Here is a 22371-nt window from a genome sequence, read left to right as displayed (position 1 = left end):
AGAATACAGTTAAAAATGTAATCTCAGTATACCTAAAAAGCGCTTTCATTAAAAGAATTTGATTTTTCTTAGTTAGCTAATAATAACTCATCATTATTAAGGCTTTCACCTACATTATGATGGAAAAGTTGTAGTAAGTCGTCAATGCTACAATTTTCTTTCTCTTCTCCAGAGATATCAACGACTACTTGACCGTCATGAAGCATGATTAAACGATTGCCATATGATAGAGCATCATTCATATCATGAGTAATCATCAGAGTAGTCAGTTGATATTGGCTGACCAAGTCTTGGGTTAAAGACATTACCATTGCACTCGTGCGAGGATCTAAGGCAGCCGTATGCTCGTCAAGAAGTAAAAGTTTTGGAGTTTGTAAAACAGCCATAAGTAAAGTTAAGACTTGGCGTTGACCCCCTGATAAGGAGCTTACCCGTTCTTGCATGCGGTTCTCTAAGCCCATACCTAGGGTGCTTAGACGAGAACGGAATTCTTCACGCATATCTTTTGTAATAGATGTTTGGAAGCTGCGCTTGTGTCCTCGCTTATAAGCAATGGCTAAGTTTTCTTCTACGCTTAAAGACTTGGCTGTTCCCATTTGTGGGTCTTGGAAGACCCGACTAATCATTTTTGCCCGTTTATAAGCTGGTAAAGTAGAAATTTCACGATCGGCTAAATAAATCTGCCCTGAGCTTAAGGGAATCGTTCCGGCAATAAGATTCATCATGGTTGATTTTCCGGCACCATTACTGCCAATAACACTGATAAAATCATTATCCTTAATCGAAAGATTTAAATCTTTAATGACTTGATGAGCTTTACTAGATTGAGTTTGAAATACCTTATTTAAATTCTTTAATTGAACTAATTCATTCATGTTAATTTTCCTTTCCTTAATGATTTAAGCTCGGGCTTTTTTTAGTCTTCCATTCTACTTGTGGTCCCCAGAGGATAATCGCTAAGACGATGGCTGATAGGATCTTAATGTCACTTGGCAAAATTGGAATATATTTCATGATCAAGTCGATAATCACCCGATAGATAATCGCTCCTAAAACAATGGATAGTAAACGTACAGGAAGCTTGACTTGTTTTAATAAAACTTCGCCGATCACAATAGCAGCTAGTCCAATAACGATCGTTCCTGTCCCCATCGATAAATCCCCGTAGCCGTTATATTGAGCAATTAAAGCTCCCGATAGAGCGATGAGGGCATTTGAAATCATATAGCCAACTAATTGAACGTGGTCTGTTCGAATCCCGTTAGCTTCAGCCATCAAAGCATTATCTCCAGTTGCTATCAAACTCAATCCGTACTCCGTTCCCATAAAAATCACAAGGATTAAAACAATAAGAACGACAGTTAATAAGCCCAGTAAGAAGGGTGACCAAGTTGTTGATAGACCCATGTTTTCCAAGAAAGTTAACAAGGTTTTTTCTCCTAGTAAGGGAGTATTGGCTTGACCCATGACTCTTAAGTTGATGGAATAAAGACCAGTCATGGTCAAGATCCCTGCTAAGAGAGCCGGAATTTTCATCTTTGTCGTCATAAAACCAGTTAAGAAACCAGCCAGAGCGCCAGCTAGAAGAGCCGCTAAAACCGCTAAAAAGGGATGAACTTGGCTAACTAATAATTTAGCACAGACTGCCGCTCCCAGAGGGAAACTTCCCTCTGCGGATAAGTCGGCTAAGCCTAAGATTCTAAAAGTAATATATACTCCAATGGCCAAAATTGACCACATCATTCCCTGTGAAACACTAGATATCATTAAATCCATTCTTTTTGCACCTCTTCTAAATATGCCTGGTCTGGCTATTGATCTTTCAATTCTTTTAATAATTATTAATTACTTTAGCTACTAGCCTTTCAAACGCGCCTTCAATTCTTCACTGTCCATGCCTAAGGCAGCAGCCATTTCATCATTTACTTTAACGACTAGGTCCTTAGACATTTCCACTGGGATGTCTTCTGGTTTTTTATTGTCCTTAAGAATTTCTACTGCCATGTTCCCTGTTTGTTGTCCTAATTTATAGTAATCTACCCCATAGGCACATAGGGAACCTTCGATAGCAGCATCGAAAGCAGCAACTGATGGCGTCTTGGTCTCCATTAGGACCTTACCAATAGTTTGAATGGTATTAGCAATGGTATTATCGGTTGGTAGGTAGATACCATCTACTTTTTCTGCTAAGATTTTAGTTGCTTGTTGCACGTCATTAGTTGATGTCACTGTCATACTTTCGACTTTTAAGCCCTTGGATTCGATATATTCTTTAGCTTGTTCATATTGGACTTCTGAGTTTACTTCACTTGAATTATATAAAATCCCAATGGTTTTAATGGATGGATCAGCCTTTAATAATAAATCAACGACATCAGCAACCGGGGCCATATCACTGGTACCGGTCATATTTTTACCCGGTTTTTCCATACTCTCGACTAATTTAGCGCCGACCGGATCAGTAACAGCCGTAAATAATTGCGGGGTCTCCTTGTCAGTGTTTAGCATAGCTTGGGCAGCAGGAGTAGCTATACTTAAAATCAGGTCCTTTTTACCCTTTAATTGTTGGGTAATGCTTTGCAAGTTGGATTGGTCGCCTTGAGAATTATGGAATTCAATCGCTAAATTCTTTCCTTCTTCATAGCCAGCTTCTTTCAGACTATCTTGGAAGCCTTCCTTAGCTCTTTGTAGGGAATCGTGTTCCATATATTGGATAATCCCCACATCGACCTTTTTAGTACTGCTTTCATTACCTTGATTGGAACAAGCGGCTAATACACATGTTAATAAACCTGCTGTAATATAACGTAAATATTTTTTCATCATTTTTCCTCCATAACACTAAATAAACACAGTTGATTTTCTATTGTTTTTGACTGTTAAACGGACCTTCCATACTACCACTCCCCCAAAAGGTATAAAAAAAGCCCACCTAGTTTGGACAAAACTAAATGGGCTTATTAATAGCATATATTAATAGTGGTATAGCCCATTTAGAATTTATCCATTCTATGAGGGCTAGACATGCTTAAGATCCTTAGCCATCATAGATACAAACTTGAGTTTGACGTTTGTATCTATGATGTTTCATAGTACAAACGCTATCTAAAATAGCTAAAGTAAAATCGTACATTTTGATAAGTAGAGCATGCGCTCTGATTGATAAGGTATTTAACTAACATGATCACATGCTCCTTTCTTAAGCTGTTGAAGTAATGTTAAACAATTTTTAAGATAAAGTCAACACTTAATTTAAAATATAAGTTTATGTTTTATAAATTTAAATTCTCATTTAATAAATAATAAGGCAAAAAGACTTATTTAAGCGTAATCTTGAAGCTTTTATTACAAAGTTGATCTGATATTTTGATCATTTGTGTTCATTAATTCAATATAAACTTTGATTTTTTAATCCACCTTGCTAGTCTTTTATTAAAATTTTATTTCTAAGTTTCAGTTTGAAATAAGAAAAGAGGCCGTACAGATATACAGCCTCTTTTCAAAATATATTTCAAGCACTGAGCAAACATTCACTTTAGAAAGTGATGGAAACTTCTCTTTGGAAATTTTGCCACCCTTTTCTTCCAGCGGTATTGCCTTTTGACGCGCTTATCAGACTCTATTCGAAGAATATCAATCTTCTTTATTTAACTGAGCCAATAACTGGTCAATACGTTGACCATATTCAATGGATTCATCACGCTTAAAAACCACTTCTGGAGTTTTATAAATACGTAAACGCTGACCTAACAACGAACGTACTAAGCCGCTGACCTTATCAAGTCCCTTTTGTACTTTTTCATGCTCACTTTGTGAATCGGATAAGGTGGAATAATAGATAGTAGCGTTTTGTAAATCACCAGTTAAATCAACATCAGTAATGGTAATATTTTTGACACGAGGATCTTTAACTTCTTTACGCAGAATCGAGTTAACTTCGCGTAAGATTTCTTGGCTAACTCGCTCTACGCGACGATTTGTAGACATAAAATCTCTCCTTGTTAACTATTAACGCTTCACTTCTACCATATGGTAGGCTTCGATTTGATCATCCACTTTAATATCGTTATAGTCTTCAATCATTAACCCACATTCATAGCCTTTGTTAACTTGTTTAACATCGTCTTGGAAACGACGTAGGGAAGATAATTGGCCTTCGTAGATAACAATATTATCGCGAATTAAACGAATTTTACTGTTTCTTTCGATATAACCATCCGTGACATAACCTCCACCGATAGTTCCTAATTTAGAAACATGGTAGGTTTCCCGAATGGTTACATAACCCGTAATTTCTTCTTTATATTCTGGATCTAACTGACCTTTCATTGCGTCTTCAACTTCTTGAAGCGCATTGTAGATCACGTTATGAAGACGAATTTCGACTTCTTCTTCTTGGGCTTGGGTCTTAGCTGTTGGCGTTGGTCTGACATTGAAACCAATAATAACTGCATTAGAAGCTGCCGCTAAGGATACATCACTCTCGTTAATAGCACCGACAGCGCCATGAATAATATCAACCTTAACACCTTCAACATCAATTTTCTTCATACTGGAGGCGATGGCTTCAACAGAGCCTTGGACATCGGCCTTAATAATAATATTAACGGTCTTCATTTCGCCTTCTTTAATCGTATCAAACAGATTATCGAGGGTCACCTTATGGGTTTGATGGCGGCGTAATTCTTGAGCTTGTTGAGCACGACGTTCACCAATATTTCTAGCAGTCTTTTCATCATCAAAGACCACAAAACGGTCGCCTGCTTGAGGGGCTTCTTGTAGACCGGTAATTTCAATTGGCGTTGAAGGACCAGCTGACTTAATTCGACGACCTTGATCGTTAGTCATCGTACGAACCCGGCCGTAAGTATCCCCTACAACAATAGCGTCTCCTTGGTGTAAAGTTCCTTCTTGAACCAAAATAGTCGCTACAGCACCACGATGGGCATCTAATTCCGCTTCAATCACAGAACCAAGGGCGTTGCGATTAGGGTTAGCTTTAAGTTCTTCAACTTCAGCCACTAAGAGAATCATTTCAAGTAATTCATCAATATTTTCACCAAACTTAGCTGAAATATTAACAAAAATGGTATCGCCACCCCACTCTTCTGGAATCAACTCATACTCGGTTAATTCTTGTTTAACACGGTCAGGGTTAGCTTGTGGTTTATCAATTTTATTAACTGCCACGATAATAGGGACTTCGGCTGCCTTTGCATGGTTAATGGCTTCAACAGTTTGTGGCATAACACCATCATCAGCTGCTACAACAATGACGACAATATCGGTGACGTCAGCTCCACGTGAACGCATAGTAGTAAAGGCCGCATGCCCCGGAGTATCTAAGAAGGTAATTTCTTTGTCATTAGCATGGACTTGGTAGGCACCAATATGTTGGGTAATGCCACCAGCTTCCCCTTCAACCACGTTGGCGTGTCTTAAGTAATCTAGTAAGGTAGTTTTCCCATGGTCAACGTGTCCCATGATGGTTACAACAGCTGGACGTTCTTCTAAATTATCTGCTTTTTCCTCTTTAGCCTCTTCGAAATAATGGTCGAAGTCAGTTGGGTCAATAATAACCTTTTCTTCAGCTTCAATGCCATATTCAGCTAAAATTAATTGAATGGTATCTGAATCCAAAGCTTGGTTTTGGTTGGCCATGACACCAAGCATCATCAAACTCTTAATGATATCAGCTGGAGATCGTTTGATTTTTTTAGCTAACTCAGCGACGGTCATGCCATCAGTAAATTCAATTTTTTCTGGACTTTCTTTTTTCTTGCGGTTGGGGGCTGAAGAATTATTATGTTGCACTTTTTTACGTTGATTATGTTTTAAATGCTTGTCTTCATATTTTGATTGCTTGTTATTTTTACGGCGATTCTTTTTATTGTTTTTCTTATTAGCCTTTTTATTAGCATTTGTTTGGCTATTCTTGCCGGATTGACCGTCTTTCTTTTTATGGTCTTGACCTTTTTCTTCTTGCTTATTCGCTGGTTTTTTCTCGCCTTTGTTAGGATTACTATGCTTTTCTTGTCTCTTACCAGCTTTTTCAGACTGAGATGGCTTATTGCCTTGTTTCTCTTGGCTAGACTCTTTTTGCTTTGGCTGACTTTTTTCCTTTTCAAAATACTTTTCCATAGTTTGGATGTCTTCATCAGTCATCGAAGACATATGGCTAGTGTAGGATAATCCAGCCTTTTTAGCGCTAGCTAATAACTCCTTACTAGAAATATTTTTTTCTTTTGCATATTCATAGACACGTTTTTTTGACATGTCATCACCTTCCTTAATCTTATCGCTTCATGATTTGTTCTCTCCTATAAGAAATATCACTTGAAACACAATCAATTAAATTTTTTAGCAAAGCCTTGGTTAGTAAAAGCGCAAACTGACCGCTTCTTACCGAGGGCTTGGCTTATCTCTGCTTGGGTAAATTCTAAACTCAAGGGAACTTGGTAAAAATCACATTTGTTCTTAATGGCTTTTAATGAACGCTCACTTAAATCTGTCGCTGCGATGACGTGACGGGCCTTGCCGTTTTGAACGGCTTCAATAACACTGCTTTCTCCACTGATCAAACCACCAGCAACCTGGGCAAGTCCTAAAAGATTTAAGCGTTTATTCATTGCCATATAGCTCTTTTCTAGCTTGCATATGGTCAGCGTAATCTTTTAATTCACTATAAAAAGCGTCATCAATAGCAACTTCCAAGTGCTTATCTAGTATGTGCTTATCCCATGCCTTTTGAACTAAGTCAGGGTCAGTAGCGACATAGGCACCTCGTCCATTCATTTTCCCACTCGGGTCAATAGCGACTTCGCCCTCTGGTGTACGGACAACCCGAATTAACTCTTTTTTTGGAAATTGCTCATTAGACACAACACACCGACGCATCGGTATTTTGCGCTTTTTCATAAATATCCCCTCTATTCTTTTTCAAGATCTTGACCTTCATCCAACAATTCATCGTAAGTCACTTCATCGGATTCCTCAACATCTGAAACAATTTCTTCCATATCATCAGGATGGATATTTTCTTCATCATAATTTTCGAAGCCAGCTTGGTCATCTGCAGAGACTTCTGATAATAAAGGATCAGTTTCCTCGCTAACAAGAGAATCACTAGCTAGAGCAGCCGGATCACTCATGAGTTCTTCCTCTACATTAACATCGTTTAAGAGGCTTTCGACTTCTTCACTTTCAGCTTCAGAATTTTGATCTTGTAAAAATTTTTCTTTGTATTCTTCAGAATCTTGATAGTCTTCATACTCGGTTTCAGACTTAATATCAATCTTATAACCCGTTAACTTAGCTGCTAGACGAGCGTTTTGCCCCCGCTTACCAATGGCTAAAGACAAATGATTATCCGGAACAACGACTACACAAGCCTGTTCATTAGGAACAAAGTGAACAGCGAGAACATCAGCAGGATTTAAAGCATTGGCAATAAGAACCGCAGGATCCTCATCCCATTCGATAATATCCATATTTTCACCCTTTAGTTCATTAACCACTGTTTGCACCCGGCTACCTCTAGGACCCACACAGGTTCCCACCGGATCCACATTAGGGTCATTAGAATAAACGGCTAGCTTGGACCGATCGCCTGCTTCTCTAGCAATTGCCCGAATTTCAACGGTTCCATCGTAAATTTCTGGCACTTCCTGCTCAAATAAGCGTTTTAGCATATTAGGATGGGTACGACTCACGTAAATTTGAGGTCCCTTTGTAGTATTTTCAACCCTTTCCACATAAACTTGGATACGGTCATGGGGTTGGAAATACTCTCCAGGGATTTGTCCCTCAGGGGTTAAAACTGCCTCAATTTTACCTAAATTCACATAGATATACCGCCGGTCTTGTCTTTCCACTGTCCCAGTTAACAAGTCATCTTCATAATCGATAAATTCTTCATAAATGATTTCACGTTCTGCTTCACGTAAACGTTGGGTAATGACCTGCTTAGCTGTTTGTGCAGCGATACGTCCAAAATCTTCTGGTGTGACTTCAAAGCGAATTTTATCACCAATTTCGTAACCACGATTGATTTCCAAGGCATCCTCTAGGGAAACTTCTAAATTAGAGTCCATCACCGTTTCCACAACTTCTTTCACTGAATAAACGTGGAAACTCCCCTTTTTATCATCAAAAACAACTTCGACATTTTGTGCCTGGTCAAAATTTCGCTTGTAGGCAAAGACCAGCGCTGATTGCACTGCGTCAATGATGGTATCCTTAGATATTCCTTTTTCTTGTTCTAACATTTCAAAGGCTTGAATTAGTTGTTTGCTCATTTCTATCCCTCTTTAAAATTCTATTGCTAAACGAATTAAAGACACGCTTTTACGCGGAAAGTCTTGAACTAACCATCGGGTCTTATCTTTTACTTCTAAAGTAAAGTATTGTTCACTAGCTTCTAAAAGACGTCCTTCAACAAATTTACTACCATCGATTTCATGATAGAAATTTAAATGAACCCATTTACCAATTGCTTGTTGGATAGCATTGTCATTATTCAAAGGACGTTCCGCTCCAGGAGAAGACACTTCTAGGTAGTAAGCTTGGGGAATAGGGTCGTCTTCGACATTATCTAAGATTTCAGAAATCTTTTCGCTCGCTTTGACACAATCAGCGATCGTTATGCCGTCATTCTTATCGATGTAGATGCGTAAATACCAATCCTTACCCTCTTTGGAAAAAGTAATATCAAATAATTGATATCCCATTTCATTAATATCAGCTTCAATTAATGCTTTCACTTGGTCAGTAACTTTAGCCATACTTCCCTCACTTTCTACTCATGAAAAAGAGTGAGCGCTAGCGCTCACTCCTTCCTTTCCTATACAACACTTTTATATTAGCATATTTTTCATTAACTAGCAATAGCTAGGCTTTTTTGCCCTGACCTATCAAGCCACTGACACTTGAGATCGGCAAGGAAAAAATTAGGCCATGGCCCGGCTCCGTAATTTTCATAGTCTCTGAAATATTATCTGTAACTTGTTTAATTTTATTAGCGGGAAGAACCATCCAAACAATTTCTTTTTCGGGTTCAATTTGAATGGAAAAAATGGTGGATTTTTCATGGGCACCACTTCCACGACCATGTAAAATCGTCGCTCCCTTAGCCCCTTCATCACGGGCAGCATCAACCACTTGATCAGCTAAATCCCTTTGTACTATGGTTACCAGGAGCTGGTCTTTGCTTCCCTGGTCTGCCTCATTAAAGAGATAGCTATGGTTTTGATTACCTAAATAAGAAGACACATCAAACGAAAATAGAACACCTGTCCCTTTTTTCTTTAATTTCAAGGCATCTTCTAAATGGGCATGAATATCCGCTTCTTTTTCTTTTGGAACAATGGTTAAAAAGATTTCACGTTCAGCTCCTTGTAAACCCAAGGACCGCAATAAGTTGCTTTGAACAGTCCCATAGGCTCTAATAATCGTTCCACCTGATGCACCAGCTTGTTTGGCACGCTTCAATAGACGGCTAGCCATACCTTCTTTAACAATGGCTAAAAATAAAACCGGTTCTTTATTCACTTTTATTCCCCTTTCTCCATCAGCGCTTATACTTAATCACTTGTCTTTGTTTGAATCTTAAATATTAATCCGAGTAATTCTACCATGATCACTGGAATCATAGCAACAAAAGCAATCACACCAAAGGCATCTAAGGCATTTGCATTGGGAAGATAGTCAGCTGCTCCTTGGGCAAAGGCTAAAATAAAAGTAGCTGTCATCGGACCAGAGGCTACCCCACCAGCATCAAAGGCGATCCCAGTAAATAGATTAGGGACTTGGTAAGACAAGAGAATTGCCAAAGCAAAACCAGGTAAGAGGAAGTGCCAGACCATTAACTGGTCACTGGAAATTCGTAACATGGATAAACCGACTGCTAGAGCCACCCCTATGGATAGCGCAATCATAAGGATTTTATTAGGAATATATCCACCCGTAACATCCTCGACTTGATCTCCCAAGACATGGACAGCAGGCTCAGCTAAAACAACCACTAGGCCGAGAATAAAGCCAGTAATTATTAACCACAGATTTCCTCTTTCAGCCATGGCTTGGCCAAGGAATTTCCCCATATCCATGAAACCTTCATGGACACCAACTAGGAAAATAGTTAAACCAATCACCGTATAAATAATTCCTTTAAAAATATCCATCAATTCTTCTTTATCAAGTTGGAAATGTCTCCAGTTCATATAAATAAATAAGAGAACAATCGGGATAAGGGCAATGATCGATTCAACTAGAGTCGGTAGAAAACTGGATACAATGGCATAAAACACATTTTGTGTCGGTTCAACCACCGATTCAGCCGGTTGAATATTACTTTGCGATAATAGAATCAGTAAAAGTGTCGCTAAGATCGGTCCAGTACTCATGGCTCCGACTAGACCAAAGGCGTTGTCTTCAGCATCTTTCCCCCCCATCCTTTGGGCAAGGGAACCTGACAAGGCTAAAATAAAGGGAGTGGTTAATGCTCCTGTTGTCGCCCCAGAAGCGTCAAATCCCATAGCAATGTTAGAGTCTTCAGAAAAAATAGCCAGTATTAAAATAATTCCGTAAACAAGTGCAAAGAAATGCTTTAAAGCAATTCGTTTCAAGAGTCGAAAAACTCCAAAAGCAATCATGATCCCCACACCAATAGAGACTGATAAGACGACTAGTTGCTGACTCAAGGCACCTGAGGTCGCCTCTTGAATTTGCAGACCCAGTATCAATAAGTCTGGCTCAGCGATAGTCACTGCAAAACCAATAATAAAACTGATCACTGCAATGACCTTAACTGAACTATTCCCGGCAACATAGTGACCTAAGTGATTTCCAATTGGGGTCATCCCCACATCAATACCAGTTAAAAAAATCGTCAATCCTAACATGAGTAAAATCGCCCCAATAATAAAAGCGAGCAACATATTAGCTGGCACATCAACCACAAAAAATGATAGCACTAATACAATAGCCACCACAGGTAATACCGAGTAAGCTGTTTCTTTAAAACTATCAATTAAAACATCCATAGACGCTCTCCTTTCTTTCAGATTTTATTCAATTTCACGCAATAAACCAGTCGTATTATTGACAGGTAGGGAAAAGGTAATTCCTGAATTTGGTGATCTCAGGTTCATTTTTTCTACAATAGCCTGGGAAATGGCACTTACCTTTTCACTATCTACCACCATTAAGACAATATCCTTTTCTTCTTCGATGGTGACATCAAAGGCGGCTTCATAATCTCTGTAACCCGCTCCACGTCCCTTAACGACAGTAGCTCCAACAGCTCCCGCTTCCCGGGCAGTTTTGATCACATCGCGACCATATTTATGGTCAACAATGGTAATAATCATTTCTTGCATCATAACAGCTCCTCTCTTCAAAAGATTCAGTCACTTTAAAAGTGAATATGAACAAATAAAAATAAGTTTACTTTGATCGTAACATAGCAATCTAGCGATTAGCTAGTAAAAGGCTCCCTACTAGAAAAGATAGAAGATACAATATAATAAAACAAGGCTGTCGAAAATAACAGCCTTGTTAAGTATTACGCCTTTCAATTGCTTATCTCTTTTAAAAATCAAATAGGGACAATTGATTTTCTTCCGGTAAGCCATTCAGTGCATTGCATTCATCTAAATGGTCGATAACTGATTGGCTGACCTTACCACGAATCTTCAGATCTTCTTTTGATAAGAAAGGAGATTCTTCTCTGGCTTTAACGACTTGTTGAGCCACGCTGACACCTAATCCAGAAACAGCACGGAATGGAGCAATTAAGGTATCCTCTCCTTCGATAACAAAGTCTTTGGCATCTGATTTATCTAAATCAACCATCTTAAATTTCAAACCACGCTCCCACATTTCATTGACTAATTCTAGCACAATTTGTAGGGCCTTTTCTTTGGCACTGGCATCATTCCCTTTAGCCTTTATCTCTTTAAGGCGGTCCTTGTTCGATTCTAAACCTCCTGCCATGGCTTTCAAATCAAAATCTTCAGCCCTGACACTGAGATAGGCACAATAGTACCAAATAGGATGGTGCACTTTGAACCAAGCTACTCGCAAGGCATTAATCACATAAGCAGCCGCATGGGCTTTAGGAAACATATACTTAATTTTTTGGCAGGAATCCATGTACCATTCTGGTACCTCATGCTCTTTCATGATCGCTTGGTGTTCAGGTGACAGCCCTTTCCCCTTTCTTACCTTTTCCATAATTTGGAAGGAATCGCTCTTAGGAACTCCCATATGAATCAAATCCATCATAATGTCGTCCCGACAACCAATAACATCCTTTAATTCCATGCCCTTTTCACTAACCAAAGTTTCCGCATTTCCCAGCCAAACATCAGTACCATGAGAAAGACCGGAAATTTGTAGTAATTCGGCAAAAGTGCTAGGGTGAGTCGCTTCTAGCATCTGTCTAACGAATGGCGTACCAAATTCAGGAATACCCAGGGTTCCGGTTTTGGAAAAAATTTGCTCTGGAGACACCCCAAGGGATTCGGTTCCATTAAATAGTTTATAAACTTCGAGATCGTCCATTGGGATATCTGTCGGCTCAATTCCCGACAGATCCTGTAATTTACGAATAACCGTAGGATCATCGTGACCCAAACAGTCTAATTTCAAGACATTGTCATGAATGGAATGGAAATCAAAGTGGGTAGTTCGCCAATCAGCCGTTTGCTCATCGGCAGGGTATTGGATCGGGGTAAAATCATAAACGTCCATGTTTTCTGGAATTACAATAATCCCACCCGGGTGTTGTCCAGTTGTCCGTTTTACCCCGGTAGCCCCTTTGGCTAGAAAATCTTTTTCGGTTTGCCTTAAGTTTAAATTATGGTCTCGGTCATAACCTAAAACATAACCAAAAGCGGTTTTATCAGCAACAGTAGAGATGGTTCCCGCTTTATAAACGTGGTCCTCCCCAAAAAGGACCTTAGTATAGTTATGGGCTTGAGCTTGATATTCTCCGGAGAAGTTAAGGTCGATATCAGGAACCTTGTCTCCATTAAAACCTAAGAAAGTTTCAAAAGGAATATCATGACCATCCTTAGACAATGGCTGACCACATTCGGGACAATCCTTATCTTCTAAGTCAAAACCAGACCCAATTTCGCCATGGATATAGAAATGACTGTAATGGCAGTTCAGGCAGACATAGTGTGGTGGAAGGGGATTAACTTCAGTAATGCCTAACATGGTGGCAGCAAAGGAAGAGCCCACCGAACCCCGAGAACCAACAATATAGCCATCTTCATTCGATTTCCACACTAACTTTTGCGCAATGTAATAGATCACCGCAAAACCGTTACCAATAATACTGTCCAATTCCCTTTCTAATCTTTCTTCGATCAGTTCAGGTAAATTCTCACCGTAAATTTCATGAGCCTTAGTAAAAGCATCATTACGAATGGACTCTTCAGCACCATCGATATGGGGTGTATACAACTTATCGTGAATAGGTTCCACAAATTCAATGGAATCAGCTATGGCATTAGAATTAGTGACGACTAATTCAAAGGCTTTCTCTTCACCCAAAAAGGCAAAATCATCGAGCATTTCTTTGGTCGTCCTGAAATGGGCTCTAGGAAAATATTTAGAGCGATTAGATTTTATCGAATTGATCAAAATTTCTCGGTAAATCTTATCTTCGGGGTTAAGATAATGCGCATCTCCTGTCGCTACCACTGTAATACCAAGTTCATCTCCAATGTCCACTAAATCGTTAATAATATTTTCTAAAGCCTCATTATTGATAATATCTTGATTACGTAAAAGAGGCTCATAAGATGCTTTGGGTTGAATTTCAAGGTAATCGTAAAACTCAGCAAATTTCTTAGCGGTTTCCTTTCCTTTCTGCATGGCAGCAGTAAAGACTTCTCCTTCTGAACAAGCGGAACCAATCAATAGATGCTCACGGTGTTCTTTTAGGAGCGAGCGAGGAATACGCGGAACCCGGTGAAAATAGTCAACATTAGAGGCACTCACTAATTTAAATAAGTCCTTAAGCCCCTTTTGATTTTTGGCTAAGATGGTCGCATGGAAGGGGCGTCCCTTTTTATAGGCATCTCCTTGACCTATATCACGGTTCAACTGATCATGGTAAACCATATCATGAGATTCTTTAGCTTCCTTAACAAAAATCCATGCCAAAGCACCCGTTGAAGTCGCATCGTAAATCGCCCGGTGGTGGTGTTCTAGAGAAACGTTAAAATGCTTGGACAAGGTGTTTAAACGGAAGGATTTCAAATGGGGGTAAAGGTAGCGAGCTAATTCCAAGGTATCAATCACAGGATTTTCTATGGTAGGTAAGCCATTTCTTTGGTAGGCAGCATCAATAAAGCCAACATCAAAGCTGGCATTATGAGCGACTAAAATCGTTCCTTGACAGAAGTCCAAGAAATCCTGCATGACTTCGGGTTCAGGACGGGCATTAGCTACCATACTGTCGGTAATGCCTGTCAATTCGGTGGTAAAACTAGATAAGTGATGGCCTGGATTTAAGAACTCAGAAAATTCTCCGACCACATTTCCTTTATGCATTTTTACCGCACCAATTTCAATAATCGTGTTATAAACTGCCGATAATCCGGTCGTCTCCACGTCAAAAATAACATAAGTCGCATTTTCTAATTCAACGTGGCCGGGATTATAGGCAATGGGGACTCCATCATCAACGACATAGGCTTCCATACCATAAATCAGCTTGACCCCAGTGTCTTTAGCTGCTTGACTAGCTTCAGGAAAAGCCTGGACATTACCATGGTCAGTAACAGCGATAGCTTTGTGCCCCCATGCGGCCGCTTGCTTGACAAAATCAGTCACAGAATTCGTAGCATCCAGGGCACTCATATTCGTGTGTAAGTGAAGCTCTACTCGTTTTTGATCTTCCGGCATGGTATCTTGACGTGGTTCCTTTTCAATGGCTTCCAGGTCACGTGCATTAACAACGAGGTCTCTAGCAAAGCGGTCATCCATTTGGATATCACCTCGAACACGTAGCCACATACCTTCCTTGATACTATTGAAGATGGCAATATCAGCGTCAGTATTAGAGAATTTTTGTACAATAAAGGCCGAGGTATAATCTGACATTTTTAAGACAAGAATGCAGCGCCCCGTTCTTAATTCCCGTATCTCAACATCAAAAACAACACCCTCCATTACAGCACGACGCTGCTCTTCAGTATAGCTTTTCATCATCTGAACTTGGTCACTAGGAATAGACCGACCGATTCGAATTTGATCTGGAGATTTAACTTGCTTAGCATTTGAAGGGGGTTGCTCACTACGCTCCTGGACAAGCTTGGCTTTTTCTTGTTCTTCCTTCTCTAGCGCTTGACGTCTAGACTGGTATTGCTCTTGCCGCTCATTCGCCCTGTCTTGATCAACAATAACCTTAAGACTTAGCTTATCGAAGCCGTGGCGCTGATAGCAATCCAGGATCGCCTGAACGTAGTTAGTTTCAACATATTCTCGAATGGGGGCATTTTCTACATAAAGGAACATCTTCCCCTGGTTAATTTTAGGAGGATTAGCATATAAAACTTGTTGAGCCATGCCATCTGACAAATTCAAGCATTCCAAAATCACTGGCCAATAAGCACTCACTTCTTGGTCACTAGCTGTACTTACTTGACTGATAATAACTTTCAATTTTACTTTGGCTATGGCTTGAAAAGTATTGGTTAACTGGGCATAAAAAAGTTGATAAGCAGAAAAAGGTAAGCGTTCTGGGAAACGAATATTGAATTGATAGCAGCGAGAGACTTGGTGAACAATCACCTCTTCAATAGATCCCTGCTTAATATTTTCATCATCACTCTGCCAATGCATTTGCCTAAGTAAAGTTTGAAACATCTCTTCGTTAGAAAGCATTTCATTCTCCCTTCAAAATAAAGAAACCCTCAAAAGGGCTTCTCTTTTTATTTAAAATAATCGTAAGATATCATTCCAGGTCACGGCAATCATTAAGACCATTAATAAGACAAAACCAATCAAATTAATAATTCCCTCTGTCCGCACACTTAAAGCTTTTCCACGTATGGCTTCAATGATATTAAGGAAGGCTTTGCCCCCATCAAGGGCTGGGAAAGGCAGGAGGTTCACTATGCCTAAATTCACAGTCAGATAAGCCATTAACTGTAGAACGGCAATAAAGCCGACTTCTACAGTTTGAGAAGTCGCTTGGTACATATAAACCGGACCACCAAAGTTATTAATATCAAAACCATTTACGACCATCGACGCTATAGCACTAATAATCCCAACGATAATCGCCCAAGTCGCTTTAAATCCATAAGCAATCTTTGCTCCAAAAGATTTATTTTGCGGTGCGCGTACACCAATTTGCCCGATTTTTTGACCTTTATTCGTTTCGACTGCTCCCACTTGAACAGCGATGGATTTTTGCTCTTGGTCACGTTCAACGGTAAAATTGACTTCTTGACCCGGGTGTTGACTGACAATTTTTTGCATATCGGTAAAGCTATCAATTTTCTCATCATTAATCTTGATGACCCGGTCTCCGCTTTCTAATCCTGCTTCTTGGGCCACTGAATTGTCAACCATTTCCCCTAAGACCGGAGCATTGCTATAAACACCACCTTGAAGAAAGGCGATAAGAATAAAGGCCAAGATCCCTAAAATAAAATTGTTGATTGGCCCCATGATATTAGTTAACAGGCGGTTAATTAAGGGTGCTGATTGGAACTGTTTGTCAAGCGGAGCAATTTTCACTAGGCTACCATTTTCTTCCAAAATATAGGCTTCTGGGCTAACAGTATATTTTTTTGATTCAGTTTCACCAAATGGAACCCCACGAATATACATAGACTCAGACAAATCACTATCCATTACTTCCAATGGGAGAGCCTCAATATCTTCCTCGTTACTGTCTAAGCAAATTAAATCAATCACTTGGTCATCATTAAAGCCGACTTTAATTTGTCGTCCTGGTTCAATGACTTCATCCATATCTTCAAGACCAGCCATACGCACATAGCCACCAATTGGTAAAAGACGTAAGGTATAAGTGGTTTCTTCTCCTTCATAATGAAAAATACGTGGTCCCATACCAATAGCAAACTCACGAACCATAATTCCTGACCGTTTAGCCATGATAAAGTGGCCAAATTCATGGAATATCACGATAACACTGAAAATAATAATAAAAACGATAATTGCTTTCATAGAAACTCCTTACTACAAAAATGCCACTAAATAATGAAACATTGGTAGAACAATCAGTAGACTATCAAATCGGTCCAGTAAGCCGCCGTGCCCTGGTAAAATTTTTCCACTATCTTTCACTTTAAAGTAACGTTTAATAGCTGATTCAATCAGGTCGCCAAACTGGCCTAAGAGACAAAGAGCAGTAGCAAGGATAATCACTGATAAAAGTGGTAAGCCCAAACTACCATCGAAAAAATTCAGGCACAAACTATAGATGATCCCTGCCAATATCCCACCGATTGAGCCTTCAATGGTTTTATTAGGTGATATCTTAGGCGCTAACTTATGGCGGCCAAAATGAACGCCCGCTAGATAAGCAAAACTATCATTAAACCATATAATACCAAAGGCAAAAATAACAGCAAAAAGGCCTAACCGTCGTGTCATAATCATATAATGATAACCAATGCCTACATAAACGGCTGAAACGGCTAAAGCACATAGGCGCTTAAAATCCATTTGTTCAGGAAAATAAACCATGGCTATAAACAAAAAAATGATACCAGCATAGAAGAGATCCATTACCGTTAGAGAATGTGGAATAAAAGATAGGACCCGGTCAGGAAGTAAGACGACCAACATCATCAACTGGGTAACCAGCCCCTCAAAAGAAAAAAGCGGGACATTCATCATTTTTAGTAATTCACTCAAACTAACGATTCCTAACAAGACAACTAAAGCTTCAAAATACCCTCCTCCAATAAATAAGAAAGGTATAAAAATTACTAAAGCGATAATTGCAGTAATCGTACGCGTCTTCATAGTCATACATCCATTCTATTTTAGGCCCCCGTAGCGTCTTTGACGGCTTTGGTATTCGCCAATACATGATAAAAAGGTTTTTTTGTCAAAATCAGGCCACTTAGTATCAATAAAATACATTTCACTATAGGCCAATTGCCAAAGTAAATAATTACTTAATCGGACTTCCCCACTCGAGCGAATTAAAAAATCAGGGTCATTGTAGGGGGCAAGTTGTTGGGTCATGAGATGATGGCTGATCGTGTCTTCATCTATCGAGTCAGGATCTAAATGCCCAAATTTAACTTCACCGGCGATTTCCTTTACCGCCTCAACTATCTCAGCTCTACTCCCATAATTAAAGGCAATATTGAGAATTAAGCCAGTGTTTTCCTTAGTCTTATCTATAGCATTGTCAATAGATTGGATAGTGTATTTAGGTACTGAGCCTTTATCCCCCATAATTTTAACCTGAACATTATTCTCTATCAATTCGGGCAAGAGTTCTGCTTCCATTAAATTAGGCAATTTCATGAGATAAGACACTTCACTACGAGGGCGTTTCCAATTTTCGGTAGAAAAGGCATATACAGTTAATATCTTGACGCCGATTTGACTGGCCGCTACAGCGACGCGGCGAATGGCTTTTAGGCCCTCATGGTGTCCATCAGTGCGCTTTAAGCCACGTTCCTTCGCCCAACGACCGTTACCATCCATGATAATTGCAACATGCTGGGGAATTTCTAAATTAGGGTCAAAAGGATGCGTTTCGTTCATAATGTTTCCACCTCAAATATAAATACTAGTTATATTGTACCGATTAGTCAGGAATTTTGTAAATCTCATTTCTCAAATTAATACCTATTTTAACATGTAAGGAGAAAGAAGCGGGGAAGAATTACTTAAAAGTATCAAGCTGGATTCTAATCGCTAACAATAGGACTAATAAAAGAAAAAGTGACTTAATATTCACCTCTTTAAAATATAAAGAAGGAATAAAAAGTCACTAATTCAAGCAATAAGTAAGGATTAACTATTTAAAATTTCATCTTCTTTATCGCTAGCAATTTTTTCCAAACGTTCAGTTACTTCATCAGTAATTTTTTGGACTTCCTTTTCATTACGACGAGCATCGTCTTCAGTGATTTCTCCGTCTTTTTCTGCTTTCTTAATGGTATCATTAGCATCACGACGAATGTTTCGAATTGCAATTTTGGCGTCTTCTAAATCACGACCAACTAACTTAGACAGTTCTTGACGACGTTCCTGAGTTAGCGCAGGAATGACTAAACGAATTTTTTCCCCATCATTAGTAGGAGCTATACCAATATCTGACATTTGAATGGCACGATCAATATTGTCTAAGGCACTCCGGTCATATGGAGTCACCATTAACATTCTTGGCTCTGGAATGGTAATTGATGCGATTTGATTTAAAGGCGTATCAACCCCATAATATTCGACATAGATACCATTCAATAAACTGGCATTGGCTACACCAGCACGAATTTTGCCGAGTTCATTTTGCAATGATTGCTCGCTCTTCTTCATACGGTTTTTTGTTTCCGTAAACAAGTTATTAATATCCATTATCCTAACCCCTTACCGTTGTTCCGATTTCTTCCCCTTCAACAACACGACGAATATTTCCACGTTCGTTAAGGTTAAAGACGACAATCGGAATATCATTATCCATACTCAAAGAACTTGCTGTTGCATCCATGACCTGTAAGCCCTTGGTAATCACTTCTGTGTGAGAAAGTTCTGAGAATTTCTCTGCATTTTGATCGACTTTTGGATCAGCTGTATAAACACCGTCTACTCCATTTTTAGCCATTAAAATAACGTCCGCTTCAATTTCTGCAGCGCGTAAGGCAGCAGCTGTGTCTGTGGAAAAATATGGGTTCCCTGTTCCGCCAGCAAAGATGACTACCCGATCTTTTTCTAAATGGCGCACGGCTTTGCGACGAATATAAGGTTCAGCAATTTGGCGCATTTCAATAGAAGTTTGGACCCGGGTAGGCACTTCTAGGTTTTCTAGGGCATCTTGCAATCCTAGGGCATTCATTATCGTCGCTAGCATACCCATATAATCTGCTTGAGCCCGTTCCATACCAATTTCTTCACCAGTTTTTCCACGCCAAATATTTCCGCCACCACAGACAATGGCTATTTCAACCCCTAATTGGTAGACATCCTTGAGTTCTTGGGCAATTTTTTTCATTGTTTTAGGGTCAATTCCAAAATTATTATCGCCTGCTAAGGCTTCCCCACTCAATTTTAAAACGATACGTTTATATTTTGTAGACATGATTCGCTCCTTAACCTTCTAATAAAAAGGCTGGGCTTAACCCAACCTATTAGTATTTTCCAACAAAGTATTGCTGGATGATTAACGCATTTGACTTTGAACTTCAGCTGCGAAATCTTCTTCTTTTCTTTCAATTCCTTCACCAACAGCGTAGCGACGGAAATCTTCTACAGAAGCATCTTCTTTGTCTAATAATTCTTTAACAGTCATGCTGTCATCGAGTAAGTAGTCTTGGTCATTTAAACAAACTTCAGCATAGAATTTGTGCATACGACCTTCAACCATTTTTTCGATAATCTTTTCAGGCTTACCTTCATTTTTAGCTTGTTCAGTCAAGACTTCACGTTCATGATCACGTTCTTCTTGGGGAATTTGCTCTTCACTAACATATTTAGGTGCAATCCCACTAACATGTAAGGCAAGATTTAAAGCTAACTGGTCATCAGAACTGTTTACTAAAACAAGTGTAGCAATTTTCCCACCCATGTGGACATATTGTCCGAATACTTGGTCATCAGTTTTTTCAAAAACAGTGAAACGACGGAAGTTAATCCGTTCACCAATAATCGCAGTCTTTTGAGTAAGGTAGTCTTCTAAGGATTCACCGTTAATTTCAACTTTTTCCTTAGCTTCTTCCATATCTTGTGGCTTATATTGTACTAAGGCATGACCAATTTCATCGATGATTTCAGTGAACTTATCATTTTTTGCAGCAAAATCAGTTTCAGTATTTACTTCTAAAATAGCTGCAGTATTGCCTTCAATATAAATCTTTGCCAAACCTTCAGCAGCAACACGATCCGCCTTCTTAGCAGCTTTCATTTGACCAGATTCACGTAAGTAGTCGACAGCCTTATCGATGTCCCCATCAGTTTCTTGAAGAGCCTTCTTAGCGTCCATCATACCCACGCCAGTTTGATCACGTAATTGTTTAACTAACTTTGCACTAATTGCCATATTTTATTTTCCTCCTAGAGTGAATTCATTTCAAAAAAATAGCTATCTCATAAGTAAAAGCTACTTGAAGCTTGAGTTACCTAAGAAGATAGCTATCTACTCTTTTATATCTTACTATTTTTAGCGTTTTACTGCAACCGATTTAGATTATTCTTGGCCTTCTGCTTCTTCGTTTTCACTAGCAAATTGGGCAGCAACTTTTTCTAAATCTTCGTCTGTTGCTAATTCTTCGCTTGCGTCTTCGTCATCTTCACCTTGGTTACCTTCAAGTACAGCATCAGCTAAAGTACTTGCAATTAGACGAATCGCACGAATGGCGTCATCGTTTGAAGGAATGACATAATCAATATCATCTGGGTCACAGTTAGTGTCGACCATAGCGATGATTGGAATGTTTAGTTTCTTAGCTTCATTGACTGCAATTTCTTCCTTACGTGGGTCTACCACAAAAATTGCATCTGGTAAGCTAGGCATATCTGCCATCCCACCAAGGTTGTTTTCTAATTTTTCACGTTCTTTATTTAATTCAGAAACTTCTTTTTTAGGTAGGACATCAAAAGTGCCGTCTTCTTCCATGCGGTCAATATCACGCATGCGTTGGATACTCTTTTGAATGGTGTCCCAGTTAGTTAATAAACCACCTAACCAACGATGGTTAACATAGTATTGTCCACAACGTAATGCTTCTTCTTCAATGGCTTGTTGAGCTTGCTTTTTGGTCCCAACAAATAGGATGTTACCACCGTTAGCGGCAATATCACGAACCACGTTGTAAGCCTTGTCTAATAATTTAACGGTTTGTTGTAAGTCAATAATATAAATGCCATTACGTTCGGTAAAAATGTAACGGTCCATTTTAGGATTCCAACGACGGGTTTGGTGACCGAAGTGAACCCCTGCTTCTAATAATTGTTTCATAGTCACTTGTGACATATCTATTACCTCCATTTGGTTATTTTTCCGCCTACGCTTCCAAGAAACGCTACTCATGCTAGAGCACCTGGCGTTTCAATCCACGCAGTGTGAAATAAATATATGTTGAACACATACTGGCCTATTATATATCATTATTGGAAATAATACAAGGGCCTAATGCTATTTTT

General features: G+C 39.3%; 20 protein-coding genes. All 20 read right to left on the bottom strand.

All coding sequences use genetic code 11. The annotated features are described in order from the left end of the window. Nucleotides 1–68 precede the first annotated feature (68 nt). The 20 genes from AWM73_RS04220 to rpsB all read right to left on the bottom strand — a co-directional run bounded on the left by AWM73_RS04220 (nt 69) and on the right by rpsB (nt 22201). Nucleotides 69–875 carry an ABC transporter ATP-binding protein gene (locus AWM73_RS04220; protein WP_060778218.1) on the bottom strand — a complete coding sequence of 269 codons (807 nt, stop codon included), beginning with the start codon at nt 873–875 and terminating at the stop codon, nt 69–71. A 16-nt stretch (nt 876–891) separates the two neighbouring features. After that, nucleotides 892–1776 carry an ABC transporter permease gene (locus tag AWM73_RS04215; RefSeq protein ID WP_060778217.1) on the bottom strand — a complete coding sequence of 295 codons (885 nt, stop codon included), beginning with the start codon at nt 1774–1776 and terminating at the stop codon, nt 892–894. Between the two features lie 81 nt (nt 1777–1857). Further along, entirely contained in the window at nt 1858–2826 is a 969-nt protein-coding gene (locus tag AWM73_RS04210) for an ABC transporter substrate-binding protein (protein WP_060778216.1), read from the bottom strand. Nucleotides 2827–3633: 807 nt separating this feature from the next. Continuing rightward, the gene (gene rbfA, locus AWM73_RS04205) at nt 3634–3987 is read right to left on the bottom strand and encodes a 30S ribosome-binding factor RbfA (RefSeq protein ID WP_013669767.1); all 354 of its coding nucleotides are present in this window, start codon (nt 3985–3987) and stop codon (nt 3634–3636) included. 21 nt (nt 3988–4008) lie between these two features. Continuing rightward, the gene (infB, locus tag AWM73_RS04200; RefSeq protein WP_060778215.1) at nt 4009–6276 is read right to left on the bottom strand and encodes a translation initiation factor IF-2; all 2268 of its coding nucleotides are present in this window, start codon (nt 6274–6276) and stop codon (nt 4009–4011) included. 71 nt (nt 6277–6347) lie between these two features. Next, on the bottom strand, nt 6348–6629 hold the full coding sequence (locus tag AWM73_RS04195; protein ID WP_060778214.1) for a L7Ae/L30e/S12e/Gadd45 family ribosomal protein: 282 nt from the start codon (nt 6627–6629) through the stop codon (nt 6348–6350). Further along, on the bottom strand, nt 6622–6918 hold the full coding sequence (gene rnpM, locus AWM73_RS04190) for an RNase P modulator RnpM (protein ID WP_060778213.1): 297 nt from the start codon (nt 6916–6918) through the stop codon (nt 6622–6624). The genes AWM73_RS04195 and rnpM overlap by 8 nt, the downstream gene beginning before the upstream one ends. 11 nt (nt 6919–6929) lie before the next feature. Next, nucleotides 6930–8297, bottom strand: a complete 1368-nt coding sequence (nusA, locus tag AWM73_RS04185) for a transcription termination factor NusA (protein ID WP_060778212.1) — start codon at nt 8295–8297, stop codon at nt 6930–6932. Nucleotides 8298–8309: 12 nt separating this feature from the next. Then, the gene (rimP, locus tag AWM73_RS04180) at nt 8310–8783 is read right to left on the bottom strand and encodes a ribosome maturation factor RimP (protein ID WP_060778211.1); all 474 of its coding nucleotides are present in this window, start codon (nt 8781–8783) and stop codon (nt 8310–8312) included. Nucleotides 8784–8889: 106 nt separating this feature from the next. Further along, nucleotides 8890–9549 carry a P-II family nitrogen regulator gene (locus AWM73_RS04175; protein ID WP_230080676.1) on the bottom strand — a complete coding sequence of 220 codons (660 nt, stop codon included), beginning with the start codon at nt 9547–9549 and terminating at the stop codon, nt 8890–8892. 32 nt (nt 9550–9581) lie between these two features. After that, nucleotides 9582–11042, bottom strand: a complete 1461-nt coding sequence (locus AWM73_RS04170) for a DUF1538 domain-containing protein (protein WP_060778210.1) — start codon at nt 11040–11042, stop codon at nt 9582–9584. A 24-nt stretch (nt 11043–11066) separates the two neighbouring features. Next, on the bottom strand, nt 11067–11378 hold the full coding sequence (locus AWM73_RS04165; RefSeq protein WP_060778209.1) for a P-II family nitrogen regulator: 312 nt from the start codon (nt 11376–11378) through the stop codon (nt 11067–11069). 211 nt (nt 11379–11589) lie between these two features. Then, on the bottom strand, nt 11590–15903 hold the full coding sequence (locus AWM73_RS04160) for a PolC-type DNA polymerase III (RefSeq protein WP_060778208.1): 4314 nt from the start codon (nt 15901–15903) through the stop codon (nt 11590–11592). A 51-nt stretch (nt 15904–15954) separates the two neighbouring features. After that, complete coding sequence (gene rseP / locus AWM73_RS04155) at nt 15955–17217, bottom strand: RIP metalloprotease RseP (protein WP_060778207.1); 1263 nt, start codon at nt 17215–17217, stop codon at nt 15955–15957. A 12-nt stretch (nt 17218–17229) separates the two neighbouring features. After that, the gene (locus AWM73_RS04150; RefSeq protein ID WP_060778206.1) at nt 17230–18021 is read right to left on the bottom strand and encodes a phosphatidate cytidylyltransferase; all 792 of its coding nucleotides are present in this window, start codon (nt 18019–18021) and stop codon (nt 17230–17232) included. A 15-nt stretch (nt 18022–18036) separates the two neighbouring features. Further along, nucleotides 18037–18777, bottom strand: coding sequence for an isoprenyl transferase (locus AWM73_RS04145; protein ID WP_060778205.1), 741 nt, complete (start codon nt 18775–18777; stop codon nt 18037–18039). A 252-nt stretch (nt 18778–19029) separates the two neighbouring features. Beyond that, nucleotides 19030–19590: a ribosome recycling factor gene (gene frr / locus AWM73_RS04140; protein ID WP_013669985.1), complete on the bottom strand. Its 561-nt coding sequence runs from the start codon at nt 19588–19590 to the stop codon at nt 19030–19032. A 4-nt stretch (nt 19591–19594) separates the two neighbouring features. Continuing rightward, the gene (pyrH, locus tag AWM73_RS04135; RefSeq protein ID WP_013669226.1) at nt 19595–20311 is read right to left on the bottom strand and encodes a UMP kinase; all 717 of its coding nucleotides are present in this window, start codon (nt 20309–20311) and stop codon (nt 19595–19597) included. An 81-nt stretch (nt 20312–20392) separates the two neighbouring features. Beyond that, complete coding sequence (gene tsf / locus AWM73_RS04130; protein WP_060778204.1) at nt 20393–21268, bottom strand: translation elongation factor Ts; 876 nt, start codon at nt 21266–21268, stop codon at nt 20393–20395. A gap of 147 nt (nt 21269–21415) precedes the next feature. Next, nucleotides 21416–22201 (bottom strand): 30S ribosomal protein S2, encoded by a 786-nt coding sequence (gene rpsB, locus AWM73_RS04125; protein WP_060778203.1) that lies wholly within the window; start codon nt 22199–22201, stop codon nt 21416–21418. Between the last annotated feature and the right edge of the window lie 170 nt (nt 22202–22371).

This window comes from Aerococcus urinae (assembly GCF_001543175.1).
Classification (GTDB): domain Bacteria; phylum Bacillota; class Bacilli; order Lactobacillales; family Aerococcaceae; genus Aerococcus; species Aerococcus urinae.
Note: the sequence above shows the minus strand (reverse complement) of the source record. Positions and strands in the feature narration are given on the sequence as shown.

What these genes read in the sequence shown, in the direction of transcription:
- AWM73_RS04210 (WP_060778216.1), bottom strand. Translation starts at nt 2,826, where the DNA reads ATGATGAAAAAATATTTACGTTATATTACAGCAGGTTTATTAACATGT.
- AWM73_RS04215 (WP_060778217.1), bottom strand. Translation starts at nt 1,776, where the DNA reads ATGGATTTAATGATATCTAGTGTTTCACAGGGAATGATGTGGTCAATT.
- AWM73_RS04150 (WP_060778206.1), bottom strand. Translation starts at nt 18,021, where the DNA reads ATGAAGACGCGTACGATTACTGCAATTATCGCTTTAGTAATTTTTATA.
- rbfA (WP_013669767.1), bottom strand. Translation starts at nt 3,987, where the DNA reads ATGTCTACAAATCGTCGCGTAGAGCGAGTTAGCCAAGAAATCTTACGC.
- AWM73_RS04170 (WP_060778210.1), bottom strand. Translation starts at nt 11,042, where the DNA reads ATGGATGTTTTAATTGATAGTTTTAAAGAAACAGCTTACTCGGTATTA.
- rpsB (WP_060778203.1), bottom strand. Translation starts at nt 22,201, where the DNA reads ATGTCACAAGTGACTATGAAACAATTATTAGAAGCAGGGGTTCACTTC.
- pyrH (WP_013669226.1), bottom strand. Translation starts at nt 20,311, where the DNA reads ATGTCTACAAAATATAAACGTATCGTTTTAAAATTGAGTGGGGAAGCC.
- frr (WP_013669985.1), bottom strand. Translation starts at nt 19,590, where the DNA reads ATGGATATTAATAACTTGTTTACGGAAACAAAAAACCGTATGAAGAAG.
- rimP (WP_060778211.1), bottom strand. Translation starts at nt 8,783, where the DNA reads ATGGCTAAAGTTACTGACCAAGTGAAAGCATTAATTGAAGCTGATATT.
- AWM73_RS04165 (WP_060778209.1), bottom strand. Translation starts at nt 11,378, where the DNA reads ATGCAAGAAATGATTATTACCATTGTTGACCATAAATATGGTCGCGAT.
- AWM73_RS04195 (WP_060778214.1), bottom strand. Translation starts at nt 6,629, where the DNA reads ATGAATAAACGCTTAAATCTTTTAGGACTTGCCCAGGTTGCTGGTGGT.
- tsf (WP_060778204.1), bottom strand. Translation starts at nt 21,268, where the DNA reads ATGGCAATTAGTGCAAAGTTAGTTAAACAATTACGTGATCAAACTGGC.
- rnpM (WP_060778213.1), bottom strand. Translation starts at nt 6,918, where the DNA reads ATGAAAAAGCGCAAAATACCGATGCGTCGGTGTGTTGTGTCTAATGAG.
- AWM73_RS04160 (WP_060778208.1), bottom strand. Translation starts at nt 15,903, where the DNA reads ATGCTTTCTAACGAAGAGATGTTTCAAACTTTACTTAGGCAAATGCAT.
- AWM73_RS04145 (WP_060778205.1), bottom strand. Translation starts at nt 18,777, where the DNA reads ATGAACGAAACGCATCCTTTTGACCCTAATTTAGAAATTCCCCAGCAT.
- nusA (WP_060778212.1), bottom strand. Translation starts at nt 8,297, where the DNA reads ATGAGCAAACAACTAATTCAAGCCTTTGAAATGTTAGAACAAGAAAAA.
- AWM73_RS04220 (WP_060778218.1), bottom strand. Translation starts at nt 875, where the DNA reads ATGAATGAATTAGTTCAATTAAAGAATTTAAATAAGGTATTTCAAACT.
- infB (WP_060778215.1), bottom strand. Translation starts at nt 6,276, where the DNA reads ATGTCAAAAAAACGTGTCTATGAATATGCAAAAGAAAAAAATATTTCT.
- rseP (WP_060778207.1), bottom strand. Translation starts at nt 17,217, where the DNA reads ATGAAAGCAATTATCGTTTTTATTATTATTTTCAGTGTTATCGTGATA.